11 protein-coding genes are annotated in these 13,614 nt (G+C 63.7%); 5 read left to right on the plus strand and 6 right to left on the minus strand.

The annotated features are described in order from the left end of the window. Positions 1 to 19: 19 nt before the first annotated feature. Positions 20 to 844, minus strand: a complete 825-nt coding sequence (locus tag ACN6KF_RS30775; RefSeq protein ID WP_434960679.1) for a tetratricopeptide repeat protein — start codon at positions 842 to 844, stop codon at positions 20 to 22. A gap of 142 nt (positions 845 to 986) precedes the next feature. Between ACN6KF_RS30775 and ACN6KF_RS30780 the strand changes: the two genes are divergently transcribed. Beyond that, a complete protein-coding gene (locus tag ACN6KF_RS30780) occupies positions 987 to 2,030 on the plus strand; it encodes an EscU/YscU/HrcU family type III secretion system export apparatus switch protein (protein ID WP_434960680.1) in 1,044 nt (347 codons plus the stop codon). Positions 2,031 to 2,098: 68 nt separating this feature from the next. On the opposite strand, the gene ACN6KF_RS30785 is transcribed toward ACN6KF_RS30780, so the two are convergent. The 3 genes from ACN6KF_RS30785 to ACN6KF_RS30795 all read right to left on the minus strand — a co-directional run bounded on the left by ACN6KF_RS30785 (position 2,099) and on the right by ACN6KF_RS30795 (position 7,498). Beyond that, complete coding sequence (locus ACN6KF_RS30785; protein WP_434960681.1) at positions 2,099 to 5,227, minus strand: LysM peptidoglycan-binding domain-containing protein; 3,129 nt, start codon at positions 5,225 to 5,227, stop codon at positions 2,099 to 2,101. 261 nt (positions 5,228 to 5,488) lie between these two features. Continuing rightward, positions 5,489 to 6,013 (minus strand): hypothetical protein, encoded by a 525-nt coding sequence (locus ACN6KF_RS30790; RefSeq protein WP_434960682.1) that lies wholly within the window; start codon positions 6,011 to 6,013, stop codon positions 5,489 to 5,491. 144 nt (positions 6,014 to 6,157) lie between these two features. Then, positions 6,158 to 7,498: an aspartate aminotransferase family protein gene (locus tag ACN6KF_RS30795; protein WP_434960683.1), complete on the minus strand. Its 1,341-nt coding sequence runs from the start codon at positions 7,496 to 7,498 to the stop codon at positions 6,158 to 6,160. Positions 7,499 to 7,849: 351 nt separating this feature from the next. On the opposite strand from ACN6KF_RS30795, the gene ACN6KF_RS30800 reads away from it, so the two are divergent. From ACN6KF_RS30800 to ACN6KF_RS30810, 3 genes are all read left to right on the plus strand, one after another. After that, the gene (locus ACN6KF_RS30800; RefSeq protein ID WP_434960684.1) at positions 7,850 to 8,719 is read left to right on the plus strand and encodes a DeoR/GlpR family DNA-binding transcription regulator; all 870 of its coding nucleotides are present in this window, start codon (positions 7,850 to 7,852) and stop codon (positions 8,717 to 8,719) included. 214 nt (positions 8,720 to 8,933) lie between these two features. After that, positions 8,934 to 9,767, plus strand: a complete 834-nt coding sequence (locus ACN6KF_RS30805) for an AraC-like ligand-binding domain-containing protein (protein ID WP_434960685.1) — start codon at positions 8,934 to 8,936, stop codon at positions 9,765 to 9,767. Next, on the plus strand, positions 9,688 to 9,885 hold the full coding sequence (locus ACN6KF_RS30810; protein WP_434961351.1) for an AraC family transcriptional regulator: 198 nt from the start codon (positions 9,688 to 9,690) through the stop codon (positions 9,883 to 9,885). Before ACN6KF_RS30805 ends, ACN6KF_RS30810 begins: the two co-directional genes overlap by 80 nt. A gap of 87 nt (positions 9,886 to 9,972) precedes the next feature. On the opposite strand, the gene ACN6KF_RS30815 is transcribed toward ACN6KF_RS30810, so the two are convergent. Together ACN6KF_RS30815 and ACN6KF_RS30820 are read right to left on the minus strand one after the other, a co-directional pair. Beyond that, positions 9,973 to 10,932 carry a phosphotransferase gene (locus ACN6KF_RS30815; protein WP_434960686.1) on the minus strand — a complete coding sequence of 320 codons (960 nt, stop codon included), beginning with the start codon at positions 10,930 to 10,932 and terminating at the stop codon, positions 9,973 to 9,975. After that, on the minus strand, positions 10,932 to 11,885 hold the full coding sequence (locus tag ACN6KF_RS30820) for a phosphotransferase (RefSeq protein WP_434960687.1): 954 nt from the start codon (positions 11,883 to 11,885) through the stop codon (positions 10,932 to 10,934). The genes ACN6KF_RS30815 and ACN6KF_RS30820 overlap by 1 nt, the downstream gene beginning before the upstream one ends. A 321-nt stretch (positions 11,886 to 12,206) precedes the next feature. Between ACN6KF_RS30820 and ACN6KF_RS30825 the strand changes: the two genes are divergently transcribed. After that, the gene (locus ACN6KF_RS30825) at positions 12,207 to 13,607 is read left to right on the plus strand and encodes an amidase (RefSeq protein ID WP_434960688.1); all 1,401 of its coding nucleotides are present in this window, start codon (positions 12,207 to 12,209) and stop codon (positions 13,605 to 13,607) included. Positions 13,608 to 13,614 lie beyond the last annotated feature (7 nt).

The following is a 13,614-nucleotide window of genomic DNA, read 5'->3' on the forward strand; positions in this document are numbered from 1 at the left end:
GGAAGGATCACACCATCGACTAACTTGCGCTGGCCGCGGTGTTCATCAGGCCGAGCGCCTCGGCGCGCTCCCTGGGGCTGGCCTTGGCACGGATCGAGCGGGTGCGGGCCAGCAGCGCATCGACCTCGCTGCTGGAAAGGCCGACAGGTGGCGTGGTGCGGACTTGGCTGTCCTGACCCAGCAGCCCGTAGCAGACCACGAGGTTGCGCTTGTGATGCAATTGCGCGTCCGGAGCAGCCGCAACCTGCTGGATGAACGGCATTGCCTTTGGCGCGTCGCCGGCGAGGGATGCGGCGAGCGCCATATTGGCCTTGATGTCGAGGTCGGCAGGCGACAGGGTGAGGGCGCGCGAGAAGGAGGCTTCGGCCGCACCGGTCTGTCCGGCCACGGTCTGCGCTACGCCGAGCCGGTTATAGGCGCTGCTGGTGTTGACGATCTGCGCACCCTCGCCGAGGGCGCGGAGCCCGGCCTCGTTGTCGCCGGTCGCCATCATCGCCGAGCCCAGCCCGACCAGCGCCTTGCCGTCCTTGGGCGATTTCGCCAGCGCAGTGCGATAGGCGCCTATCGCATTGGGATAGGAGCCCGCACGCACATAGGCGTCGCCGACCTCGACATTGGCCGTCGCCGATGCGTCGGGTGCGGCCGCCGCCCGTTCGTAGAGGGCGAGGGCGGTTCCCTTGTCGCCATGCGATTCGACATCGGCGGCCAGCCGCATCAGGCGGGAGGATTGCGTGTTCGATGCGCCGCTCAGGCCGACATCGGGCGTGTTGGCATTATGCGCCGTGGTGCATGCCGACAGCACCATCATCGCAAAGACGGGACAAAACGCCGTGCGCAGCCGCATGCCGATCCTCCTGAAAGCCGCCGGATCATATCGCAAGCCTCCTGCCACGGAAACCATATACGCAGGTCATCCACGAGGAACCTTGGAAACGCGCAAAAACGCGCAGGAAATAGTGTGCGTACGCATGGTATAGGGCGCTGACATGTCCCAGGAAAGTGAAGAAAAGAAACTTCCCGCTTCGGAAAAGAAACTGCGCGATGCACGGCGCAAAGGCCAGGTTTCCAACAGCCGGGACCTGGTTTCAGGCTTTTCGATCTTCGCCGCTCTCGCTTTCCTCTATATCGCCGGGTCTGGCATCATGGATCGCATCAAGCAATTCGCCGAGCTTGTCGCGGAGGCGCAATCGGCCCCTTTCGCCGAGACCGCCAGTGCCATGATCCATCAGGCGATGATCACGCTCCTCTATATCGTAGTGCCATTGGCGGGCGTCGTCATCGGCGTGACGATTCTGGTCAGCACCATCGCAACGCGCGGCCCGGTGTTTTCCTTCGAGCCGCTCAAGCCGCAATTCGAACATGTCAACCCTGCCAAGGGGCTCAAGCGCATCGCGTCCCTGCGCAATGTCGTCGAGTTCGCCAAGAGCCTGATGAAGACGCTGCTGCTCGCAGCCGTCTTCGTCGCCATCCTGGCCGCCTGGCTGCAGCCGCTCTTCGAAGTTCCGGCCTGCGGCCAATCCTGTCTGGAGCCGACGCTGCTCGCCATCCTCACGCCCCTCGGCGCTGCGGCTGCGCTTGCCTTCATCGTCGTCGGCCTCATCGACGTGCCGATCCAGCGCGGGCTCTTCCTGCGCGACATGCGCATGACAAAGACAGAATACAAGCGCGAACACAAGGACTTGGAGGGAGATCCTCTGATAAGACAGGAGCTGCAGCGCCAGCGCCGCGACGTGACCAGCCGGCCCTATAAGCTCGGCCTCGCCAATGCCGTCCTGGTCGTCGCCGGCCGAGACCATCTGGTCGGCCTGCGCTATGTGCGTGGCGAAACGCCCGTTCCGGTGGTGGTCGGCAAGGGCGAGGGGGCGGCCGTCGCAAGCCTCCGCTCGCAAGCCCGCGAACTGGACCTGGCGATCGTCGAGGATGCCGCCCTGGCGGAGGCGCTGTTCGAGCGAACGGCCCTGGGCGCCTATGTCGAGGCGGATTATTTCCCCGCCATCGTTGCCCACCTCGTCAAGAACGGGCTGGTCTAGTATCGAGTATCGAGCCGCCAGCCTTGGCAGTCGAGGCGATGTCCCAAGGCCGCAAGGCGTCCGGTCCCTCAGGCCACGGGGACGGCGATGCCGAGTGCCGTGAGGGCGACATCGATCTGCGCGACCGAGGCCGGGCCGGCTTCGCCCTTGCGAACCTTGGAAGCGGTGTTGTCGATATGCACCGTCACCTCGCCCGAACCGTAGTCGTCGGGGGCGGTGAAATCCTCCTTGGCGTTGAAGCGCGAGGGATCCGTATAGGTTGAATCGGACGATGCCGTCGCCGTGAGCTTGGAGGCATCGCCCTTGAGGCCGGCGAGCGTGTGGTGCAGGTTGCTGATCAGCGTGTCGCGTGCCGCCTTGGGCATGGCGTCGATCCAGTCGATGAAGGCCTGGCGGCTGGCGGGATCGTTCATCTTGAAGCCCTTGGCCTCGCCATATTTGATGAGGAGCGGCACGGGGCTGTAGCCTTCGCGGCTTTGGTTCCTGAGGGCGGTAGCGGCCTCCTCCGACAGGCCGGCACGCTTGAGGAAGGCGGTCGCGTCGCCCGTCTCGAACTCATGGTTGTCGCGATTACCAGCCACGACGAACTGGGCGATCACCGCGCCGATGACGACGGCCAGTCCGATCGGGCCGAAGGCTGTGCCGGTGCCGAGCGCGGCCATGACGGTGCCGCCGCCCGCGGCGAGGGAGAGGCTCCCCATCGTCGGATCACCCGCCTTGAAATAATCGACCGCGTTCCAGACATCGAAGACCGCGCCGACGGCACCGAGAACCTTCACGGCCGGCTTGCTGCTGGATCCGAACACCTCCACCGACTTGTTGCCGCCCGAGAGAAGGCCGAAGCCATGCGAGAGCTCGATCACGCGCTGGCTGACGCCGGCGGCATCGATCACCATCTTCAGGCCACCCTTCCAGGTTGGGTTGTTGGCAAAGTTGACGCCGGAATTGGCAAGACCTGCCAAGGTGGCGGCGGTGCCGATGATGCGCAGGATCTTGCCCGGTGTCGTGTCGTTCTTGAAGGCCTTGATGCCATTGGCGTCGGTGATGTCGTCCAGCCCTGCATTGAGCTGGCGCATCTTGCGCTCCACCTCGGCGGGCGCGTCACCGGCCTTTGGCAGTGAATCCTCGACCAGCTTGATGGCCTTGTCGAGTTCGCCCTGCTTGACGCCGAGCATCTTGGCCATGCTGCCGTCCTTGAAGGAAACGAGGGCTTCGTCGACCTTCTTGAAGGTCGCGGGGTTTCCGGGATCGAAATCGGCGAAGCCGGGGATCACCGTGCGCCGGATCAGCTGGGTCGCAGCTTCCTCGACGATCTTGCGGCCTCGATCGGTCAAGCGCAGCGTGCCGGCAAGCTTGTCGAACCGCGGCAGGCCGAGCAGGGTCGGCTCCTGCGTCAGCGTCATGTTGAGCGCCATTGCGGTCTTGTCGTCGCCGAGGAGCTTGGCAAGGGTGTCGTTGGCATGCTTCTGATATTGGGCGAGCTCGGGCGGCAGATGGCCCAATTGGTCGATCTGGACCAGGAGCTTCTTGCCGTCCTCCCGGATCTTGGCGGCCAGATCCTGTTCCTTCTGCTGCCATTGCGGGCCCTTGCCCGTCTTGTAGTCCGCGATCGCCTGGGTGAGCTGCTCCGGCGTCATCAGCGGGCCCTTGCTGGCGATCAGATATTGCAGCTCCTTGGTGTGTTCCAGATAGGCATCGACATCCTTGTTCACTGTGCCAGCCGCAAATTGTTGCACGTTCGGCGTGATGGTTTCGTCGACTGGATAGCCGAGGGCGAGCGGGTAATCCAGGCGCGAACCGCTGGCGATGGCCTGGGGGATGGAATTGATGTTGTAGCTGCCGATGTCGGCGAAGCGCTCGACGATGGCCGAAGCGCCGGGTGCATCGCCCATCTTGTCGATGATCTTCATCAGGTTCGACAGGCCTTCCATGCCGACCAGATTGGTGCCGATCTCGCGCTGGCGTGTGGCATTGGCGGCCTCGATGGTGGGCAGGGCGGCCTGCATCAGCTTCACCGCCAGAGCGGGATCAGCCTTGTCCACCAGGCAGCACAGATTGTACATCACGGTCGCGGCATCGCCCTGGTCGCTGCTCGCCTTCTTGGGGTCGTAGCCCTTCAGCTTCTGCGTTGCCTCGTCGGCTGCCGCCTGGATGAGGATGCGGGCATCCTGCGAATTCGCGATGGCCTGCTTCACCTCAGGTGTCGCCTTGGCATAACCGTCGGCCAGTTTCTTGAAGGCTTCGCCCGGGCTGCCGGCAGCATTGGCATCATCGATTATCTTGCGCGCCGCGCCTTCCACTTGCGGGCCGGCATGGCCTGAAGGGCGCAGGGTGATGCCCAATTCCTTGCCGGCGGTCTCGATCGCGCCCAAGACGGGGCCGCCATCGGTCCAGTCGCGATCGAACAGGCGCTGCAGCGCGGCCGGCCGCTCGGCCTTTGGCAGACCGGCCAGATAGACCTTGGTATCGGCGGTGAGCTGCTTCTGCTCGGCTGCGAAATCATAATTCGGGTCGTCGGAATCGGCACCCTTGTTGCCGTGTTCATAGAGGCCTTTCGCAAAGGCCTCCTCGGGATCGGTCTCGAGGCCGCGCTCCTTGATCGCTGCCTCGGCACTGGCCTTGGCCGGCCCGCCATCCGACCAGTCGTAAGCGGCGATCCGGAGGGCAGCCGCCTGGCGCTGGGACGGCGGCAGGGCGTCGAGATAGGCCCCGATATCGGCCTTGATGGCCGCCCCGCCGGCATTCAGCTCTTCCAGCGAGATCCCGTCCTGGTAGCCGAGCTTGTTGCCCTGGCCGTAGAGGTCGTCGAGAAAGGCCTTTTCTCCAGACGGTACGCCATCGGCACTAGTGGGGGATTTGGCGACCAGCTCGGGCGCGCTTTCGGGGATGATGACGACGTCGTTGGGATGAAGCGCCTCGCCATTGGCATCGAGATGCCCCTTATTGGCCGCGATGAGGTCCGCGAATTTGACGTTGCTCTCGGCGGCGATCTTCCACAGGCTGTCGCCCTGTTCGACGACGACCGTCTTCTCCGTCTTCGAGTCGAGTTGTTTGGGCCCGCCAGCATCGGCCCGTTCGCGCACGGCCTTGTCGACCTGCGATTCGAAGAATTTCTGCTGCTGCGGGGGGAGCGCGAAGCTGACATTCCGGATTGGATCGAAGCGAAACCGTGCGTTCGGATCTATGCGAAAAGACATGCTGCATTACCCCGCCAAAACCAGTCGTGCCATGGCGACAGCGCATCCACCGCGAGCGGGCGCGTGGCCAGTTTGTGGGTAGCACTATGGCCGGGGGTGGATGATGGTTTAATGACACGTCGGACATTTGGCGTGCGGCCGGCGAGCTTTGCGCTGCATCGCCGAACACTTCAACGCTCGGACTATCGTCGCACGTCGCGCGACGTGGACGAGTTGCTTTCTGAAAGATCTCCGCACCCAATGGAATCTTCAATAATCAATTTATTGGGCGCGGATTCGATCCAGATTCTTCTTCTCGTTCCTATATGTCGCGGCAAAGGAAGTGCAGCTTCGTTGCGCGGCCTTTCGCTCGCCGGGCCGAGCCGGCGCCGCCTGCTCCAGGCACTTGTCCAGGCGTCTTTTACTGTCGGCCGCCTTGCGTTCGGCAAGTCCGATATCATCGGCCTTCATATCCGCGGCGTTGGACTTGAAGGTGAAGCAGCTCTTGGACGGGCTGGTATTGCCGGTGTAATCGCAGTTTCCGAAGGTGAAATAGATGCGGCCACCGACATCGATGACCTCGTAGCCCCCCACATTGCGCTGATAGGTCACCCTCTGGAATTGCCGCAGTTTGATGCAATCGGTGGGAAGCGGGCGCCCCGCTTTGATCTTGTCGAGGGAGACGAAAAGCGTACAGGCGGGCTGGCCAGGGTAGCGCGTGTATTTCTCGCCGAGCAACTGGGCCGATGCCGAAGTTGCTGCCGCAAGCGATAACGACAAGATCGCAACGAGGGACAAACTATGCATGGCGCACTCCTACTTCCACTGTGATCGAACGAAACTGATCATTCAGGTGTGGAGTAAGTGAGGCCAACAGGCGGTTGCGGGACTTTTGGGCATGGCTTGGCAAAGGTTCGGACAGCCAGCAGCGGACACGACGCCGCATTTTTCCTAGCCGCCGATCTGCTCCAGGACCGCATCGCAATGGTCGACGAAGGCGTCAGCATGCTCCCTGCCGAAGCAGAGGGGCGGACGGATCTTCAAGGTGTTGCCATAAGCGCCCGCCGCGCCGATCAGTACCCCGCGCTCGCGCAGTCCGTTTATCATGGCACTGGCCGTTTCCGGCGCCGGGGTCTTGCTTTCGCGGTCCGTGACGAATTCCAGGCCGATGAACAGGCCGGCGCCGCGAACTTCGCCGATGGCAAGATGCCGGTTGGCAATCTCCTGCAGGCCGTTGCGAAGATAGCGGCCGACCTCTCGGGCATTCTCGATGAGGCCTTCGTCCCGGATCACGTCGAGCACGGCGAGGCCCGCGGCGGCGGCCACGGGATTGCCGCCGAAGGTGTTGAAATACCTGTCGCTGGTGTTGAAGGCGGCGAGCAGATCCGGGCTTAGTGCCATGCCGCCCATGGGGAAGCCGTTGCCCATCGGCTTGCCCATGGTGACGATGTCGGGAACGATGCCGTGGCGCTGGAACCCCCAGAGGGCGTCGCCGGTACGACCGAAGCCCGGCTGGACCTCATCGGCGATGAAGAGGCCGCCTTGGGCGTGCACGGCATCGATGACGGGCACCAGCAGGCTGGGCGGGTCGGCATGGACGCCATCGCTGGAGAAGATGGTGTCGGCGATCATGCCGGCAAAGCGGATGCCTTTGCCCGCCATGTCCACGATCGCTTCGGTCACGGCGGCGGCCATGGCCTCGCCGGGATGCTCGTCCGTTCTGCGGTAGGAATCCGGTGCCGACACGGTCCGCACATGCGGTGCAAGCGGGCGGCCCGGGCGCGAGGACGGCGAGATATCGGTCACCGCCGCCGTGTTGCCGTGATAGGCCATTTCGGTCACGATGAAACCTGTGCCGCCAGTGGCCGCCTGGGCGACGCGCAGCGCAAGGTCGTTGGCCTCGCTGCCGGTACAGGTGAGGACGACATTGCCGATCGGCTCCGGCAGGGTCGCCAGCAGGCGCTCGGCATAGCTGTCGACGACCGCATTGAGATAGCGCGTGTGGATGTTCAGCGTGCCGACCTGCTGCCGGATGGCCTCGACCACACGCGGATGGCAGTGCCCGACGGAGGGCACGTTGTTGTAGACGTCGAGATAGCGCCTGCCATCCGCACCCTGGATCCACACGCCCTCGGCGCTCACCGCCTCGATGGGCTCACGATAGAACAGCACGGCTGCTCGCCCGAAAGCACCCAGGCGCCGCTCCACCGCGCGGCGCGTTTTTTCGTCGCCGGGCGCGGCCGCCGCTGGGTCATAGGCGTTGAGGGCGAGGATTTCCTTCTCGATCTGCATGGCTGGTCCAGGCGGTTTCCGGTGGGGCTGACGGGCATCTCCCTGCGGGAGATGAGCAACTTTGCATCCAACATTGAATTGTGTGTGAGGTTCCACAATCTTCAAAGACGCTCAGCACACAGTTCGAAGAATATCAGTGTCAGACCGTGCCTCATTTTGAAAATTACATAAAAACCGACATTTATTTTATCCATTTGGTCAAGAAACAGAATGGTTGAGAGAAGGCGGTAGCATGTAGATGTGAGGAAGGTTCCGCATTTTTTGTGGACATTCCACATTTATTGGAACAAGATCATGGGAGAGGACGCTAAGTCCCGTTTCCAGCAGCGACGCCAACCGGTGGAGTGATCGATGGCAAGCGATGCGCCGTCCGCGGAGAAGGAAGACAGACATTCCCGTTCGGCTCAGCCGAGCCAGGAACGTGACCGGCTTTCCAAGGAAGTGCGCCAGCAGCGCATCATCGCGCAGCTTTCCGCCGCGCCGACCCTGCGGGCGTCCGAACTCGCCGCCGCCCTCGGTGTCTCCGGTGAGACGATCCGGCGCGACCTCCTCGAATTGCATGAACAGGGCCTGATCAATCGAACCTATGGCGGGGCTTCGCGTCCCTTTGCGCACGAACCCTCTCGTAGTGATCGCCGCCATGTGATGATCGCCGAGCGCGAAGCCATCGCCGCGGCGGTGTCGGCCATGATCCTGCCCAAGGAAGTGCTGATGCTGGGTGGCGGCACCACGACCTATCATGTCGCCCGCTTCCTGGCCGCCCGCAACCGCGACATCACCGTCATCACCCATGATTTCGCCGCCGCGATGGCGCTCGGCACCAACCCGACCATCCGCGTACTGTTCTGTGCCGGCCGCGTCCATGCCAGCGAAGGCTATCTGCTGGGATCGCAGACGATTGCCAGCATCAATGGCTACGAGGCCAATCGCGCCATTGTCGGCGCCACTGGCCTGGGTGCCCGCGGCATCTACGATGCCGACGAGGAGGCCGGTGCCGTCTATGCCGCCATGGTCCAGCGGGCCGCGGAGGCGATCGTGGTGGCCGATCACGCCAAATTCGACCAGCTCGCGGTCGCCATCTGCTCGCGCTGGGATGCGATCGACCGCCTGGTCACCGATCGGCAGCCGCAAGGCTCGCTCGCCGGCGGCCTCAAGGAGGCCGGCACGGAGATCATCGTTGCCGGTCCGCGAAGCGAGAATACCGGGGAGGGGACGCGCTAGAGCATTTTCCAGAAAAGTTGACAGATTTTTCGATCAAGAAAAGGCGTTAAAACAAAGAGTTAGAGAAAGTTGTGATCCGCTAGGATCACAACTTTCTCTAACCTCTCAGGCAAAGTGGCCGCAGAGCCATCGATAGGCCGAGTCTGCACCAGATTGCGGGCCGAAACCATAACAAGACCGAACACCATCCAGACAGATCGAACGGGGCCACCTCATGCATCATCCTGCCATCCGCACGCGACCCGCGGCATCACGGCCGATCCATATCGGCCGGCTCACTTTGGAAATCACGCAGGCCGAGGGAGAGCGGGTCTGTCATTGCGAGCCGGCCAGAGGTGCAAGCGAGGCCTGCTACATGCTCCTGGTTCCCCTGAGCGGGAGGCTGCACTATGCGCAGGCCGGCCGTACAGGCAGCGTGGGGGCCGGCGAGTATGGGCTGTTCAGCCAGATGGAATTTCACGAATTCTCTGCCCAGGAGAACACCACGCTCATGGTGCTGCGCATTCCCGTGCTGGAACTGCGGGGGCGGATGACGTCGGTCGACGATCACATCGGCCGCCGCTTCGGCGCCAATGTACAAATGACGCGTCTCATGGTGGATCTGCTGCGCAGTGTTGCAGAAGTCTTCGCCGATTGCCCGCCGCCCAATCCGGAAGCGCTCGCCACCGAGATCTTCAGCTTCGTGGCGCTAGCCATCGGCGCGGAGGATCGCGGCTCGACCGTGGATGTGCGCAATGCGCGCTACCATCTGCGCAGGCGCATTTTCGAGTTCATCGAGAAGAATCTCGGCGACCAGGAACTGACACCTCGCAAGATCGCCGCCAGCAGCAGGATCTCACTGAGCTATCTCTACAGCCTGTTCAATGACGACGACACCACGGTGAGCCAGTTCATGCAGTTGAGGCGTCTGCAGCGGGCCTACGAGCTGCTGGTGGGCGATCCGGGGGGACGAACTCACGGTCTCGGAGATCGCCTACCAGGTCGGCTTCAAGAACGTCTCGCATTTCTCGCGCAGCTTCAGCCGCCAGTTCAACATGGCGCCGCGTGATGCGCGGCGTACCGCGCAGGAGGTGCCAGAGTTGAAGGCGCCGCTGCCGGCTGTGGAGACGCAGGAGCGCCTGCCGCGCCATAGTTTCAGGTCCCACACCCTGCAGGCTTCGCCTTGATTGGGGGGCGGGTCTTCGGACCCGCCCAACCTTGCCCGCAGGTGCGGTGCGTGAAAGGCTGGTCGCAAAACCAGCCCCCCAAGATGATCAGATCTGCCGCAGCCAGCTCTCCCACCGCGGGTCGTACATGACCTGGCGCGCACGCATATATTTCCACACGCCATATTTCTGGTAGTCGAAGTCCCAGCTGTTGAGCTTGCGGTTGACCACGGCCCAGCTCGCCCATTTGACGTCGGCCAGGGCGCGGTTAAGCATGACGCGGGCAACCATGTCGGGCCGGACCGAGCCGCAATATTCCTCGATGAGCTCCAGGGTCTTGCGCTCGTCGTAGAACATCTCGGCGAACAGCACACCGAGCTCATAGGCCCGTTCATTGTTGGAGGCGAACTCATAGTCGATCAGTTTCATCGGCCGCGAATTGGGGGCACCGTCGGCACTGATCAGGAAATTGCCGGGCATCGGGTCGTTGAAACAGGGTACGAGATCGAGCCCCGAGGCCAGGAAGGCGGTTTTGGCCTGGCGATAGCGGTGCTCGATCCAGGGCATGGCCGGCGGAAAATGGGCGCCAAGTTCGTGGCCCTGCTCGATATGCTCCTCGATCATGTCGAAGATGGTCTTGGTCAGGGACAGAGCCGGGCTGGCATGCAGGCGGCGATAGATGTCGAGCACGTCGGCCTGGATGGCCGGATCGGAGAAATCGGCATTGGTGCAAGCCCGGTAGCCGTCGAGGAATTCGCTGATCTCCAGGCCATCCGCCGCATCGAAGAACACCACTTCGGGCGCCACGTCGATCGCGTGGGCGTTGCGCGCGGCTTCATTGGCGGCGACCCGATCGATGAACATCTCCGAGCCCGCACCAGGCACCTTGATGAAATAGCGCCTGGCATCGCCTTCGATCTCGGCAACCCAGTTCTGGTTCATCAAACCGCCTACCAGGGAGGTATAATGCACGCTGCGGCCTTGCCAGGACGGCACCCGGGCGACTGCTTGCTCGAGGCGATGTTCGGCTTCGCTGGCGGCCTCGCCGAGACGTTTCTTGACGGACATCAGATCCTCCGCAGCGCTTCGCCGAAACGGGACGAATGCGCGGCCATGCGGCAGCGCACCAGGCGCCAGCTGGCGAATTTATGGAATTCCAGGGTGTTGCGCGGCGAGCGGGCGGCTACCAGGGTGCCGATCAGCCCCCAGCGCAGATCATCCGCCACGCCGTAGAGCCAGGCGCGGTTGTAGGCGGCCTCGTCGAAGCCGCCCTGGCTGCGGGCGAAAGCATCCCTCGCCTCCGGTTCCTGGTCGAAGGCTTCGGCGAGGAAGCTGCCGAGATCCTCCAGTGGGTCGGCATTCCCAGCCCTGTCCCAGTCGACCAAGCGGATCTCGCCAGCCTCGCTGATCATGATGTTGGAGACATTGCCGTCGCCATGGCTGGGCACCGACGCCTTTCGGCCAGGCGCCAGCGCCTCGCCGGCATAGCGCAATTCCGCCAGCAGCCAGTCCGCATCGGCAGGCAATTGGCCTTTGGCCGCGCGAGCATCCCGGTGGAAGCGCTCGATCTCGTCGAACACGCTGCTGGTGCGGGAGAGCGCGGAGCTTTCCTGAAAACGCCGGCGCGCGACAAGAACGCGATCGACGATATCCTGTTCGAGCAGGCGCTCCAGCGTGGCGGTACGCCAGCCGGCGTCGAGGTCCTCCATCACCAGGGCACCCGTGCCGTCGTCCGCGAGGTAGACATGAGGACCGATACCGAGTTCGGAGGCCTGCCGCGCCGCCTGGAAGGCGCAGGCGACATCGATGTAGAAGGCGGCGTCGGGATGCATGAGTTTGACGAACAGGCTGTCGCCGCTTGCCTTGTCGCGGACCCGCCAGGGCGAGCCGTCGACGCCTCGCCAACTCGGTGAGGCAAGCACCGGTATGGCTGGTTCCGTCGTGATCGCGCGTGCTGCCCAGCCGGGCAGCTGTCGGACATGGGCCTCGGCACGTGCCCGCTCCTCCTCGAACATACTCATTCCGTCGTCGGCCCCCGGAGCCTTTGTGGTGTCGCCAAGACCTTTGCGAAATCGCCTGGAATCACAAAGGCATGTCGAAACAAGGAACTAGAGCCGGAGCGTTTCGTTTGACGCACTTTGCCCTAGCGATGGTGATTTTGGAGGCTATGGCGCAAGCCATTGCCCCGATCCTATCTTCGCCGCGAAAGGCTGCGGTGAGGATGTCTGATGCTCCATGATTTCTTGTCCGGCAGACTGCGCCTCTACCCGAGCTTGGCCAAAACCCGTTAGGTCGAGCGGTATCACCGGTGCTCCTATCCGCGCCGGAACAGGGAGCCTTCCATGTCCATCACCAGCCTTGTCGCCATGAGTGTCGGTGAGATCGTCGACGCCTATGCGGCAGGGGAGCTTTCCCCGGTCGAGGTTACGCGCACGGTGATCGAACACGCCGAGGCGACCAATACCGCCGTCAACGCGCTGTTCTGCCTGCGGCCGGACGAGGCCCTCGCCACGGCCCGGGCCTCCGAGGCCCGCTATCGGGCCGGTACGCCCGCTGGTGTGCTCGACGGCATCCCGGTCACCGTCAAGGACAGCGTGGCCATGGTGGGCTGGCCCTACACCCACGGCATTGCCGCCAACCGAAACCAGCCGGCCTCGACCTACAATTCGCCGCCCGCCCTTGCCCTCATGGAGACCGGCGCCCCGATCTTCGCCAAGACGACCATGCCCGATTGCGGGTTGATGGCATCAGGCATCAGCTCGCTGCACGGCATCACCCGCAATCCCTGGGGCCTGTCCTGGAATACGGGCGGATCCTCCTCCGGTGCCGGTGCCTCGGTCGCGGCCGGCATGGGCTTCCTGTCTGTTGGAACCGACATTGCCGGCTCGGTGCGCCTGCCCGCGGCCCATTGCGGGCTCGCCTCGCTCAAGCCGAGCCATGGCCGGGTGCCGCATCTGCCACCCGACACCATGCGCATGGCCGGCCCGATGGGACGGCGGGTCGCGGACATCGCCCGCATGCTGAGCGTGCTGACGCGTCCCGACGAGCGCGATACCTGGAGCTTCCCGGGCGACGGCATGCAGTATCACCGGCATCTCGAACGCGACCTCAAGGGGCTGCGCATCGGCGTCCTTACCGATATGGGGTTCGGGCCGAAGCCGGAACCCGCCGTGCATGCAGCCGTAGAGGCTGCCGGCCGGTTGCTGGAGGGGGCCGGGGCTATCGTCGAACCCTTCGTCTCGCCGCTGGACCAGGACGCCTATGCCCCCATCGACCTCTATCTGCAGGTCCGCGGCTTCGTCGAATATAGCGACCTGCCTGCGCATGACGGCAACGGTATCAATCAATACGTGCGGGATTGGGCCCTGCAGGGGGCCTCGCATTCGGGTGAGGATCTCTTTCGCAGCCTCAGCGCCATCACGAAGATGAAAGCGGTGCTGCTCGCCGCCTTCGAGGGCTGGGACTATGTGATCGCCCCGACCTTGCCGGTGGTGAATTTCCCAGCCGAGGAACCGGGCGTCTCGCGGGAGGTGCCGCTGGCCCATACCGTGTTCACGGCCCTGTTCAACCAGACCGGCCAGCCTGCCTCCACCGTCTGCACGGCCTTTGACGACCGGCATCTGCCGATCGGAATCCAGGTCATCGGCCATCGCTGCGACGATCTCGGCGTCTTGCAGGTGACCAAGGCACTGGAGGACCTTAGGTCGATCACCATGGACTGGCCACTCCAGCCCCGGGCATGAGGCGAGC

It is taken from the genome of Labrys methylaminiphilus subsp. lupini (assembly GCF_051161885.1).
Lineage (GTDB): Bacteria > Pseudomonadota > Alphaproteobacteria > Rhizobiales > Labraceae > Labrys.

What these genes read in the sequence shown, in the direction of transcription:
- ACN6KF_RS30775 (WP_434960679.1), bottom strand. Translation starts at nt 844, where the DNA reads ATGCGGCTGCGCACGGCGTTTTGTCCCGTCTTTGCGATGATGGTGCTG.
- ACN6KF_RS30780 (WP_434960680.1), top strand. Translation starts at nt 987, where the DNA reads ATGTCCCAGGAAAGTGAAGAAAAGAAACTTCCCGCTTCGGAAAAGAAA.
- ACN6KF_RS30785 (WP_434960681.1), bottom strand. Translation starts at nt 5,227, where the DNA reads ATGTCTTTTCGCATAGATCCGAACGCACGGTTTCGCTTCGATCCAATC.
- ACN6KF_RS30790 (WP_434960682.1), bottom strand. Translation starts at nt 6,013, where the DNA reads ATGCATAGTTTGTCCCTCGTTGCGATCTTGTCGTTATCGCTTGCGGCA.
- ACN6KF_RS30795 (WP_434960683.1), bottom strand. Translation starts at nt 7,498, where the DNA reads ATGCAGATCGAGAAGGAAATCCTCGCCCTCAACGCCTATGACCCAGCG.
- ACN6KF_RS30800 (WP_434960684.1), top strand. Translation starts at nt 7,850, where the DNA reads ATGGCAAGCGATGCGCCGTCCGCGGAGAAGGAAGACAGACATTCCCGT.
- ACN6KF_RS30805 (WP_434960685.1), top strand. Translation starts at nt 8,934, where the DNA reads ATGCATCATCCTGCCATCCGCACGCGACCCGCGGCATCACGGCCGATC.
- ACN6KF_RS30815 (WP_434960686.1), bottom strand. Translation starts at nt 10,932, where the DNA reads ATGTCCGTCAAGAAACGTCTCGGCGAGGCCGCCAGCGAAGCCGAACAT.
- ACN6KF_RS30820 (WP_434960687.1), bottom strand. Translation starts at nt 11,885, where the DNA reads ATGAGTATGTTCGAGGAGGAGCGGGCACGTGCCGAGGCCCATGTCCGA.
- ACN6KF_RS30825 (WP_434960688.1), top strand. Translation starts at nt 12,207, where the DNA reads ATGTCCATCACCAGCCTTGTCGCCATGAGTGTCGGTGAGATCGTCGAC.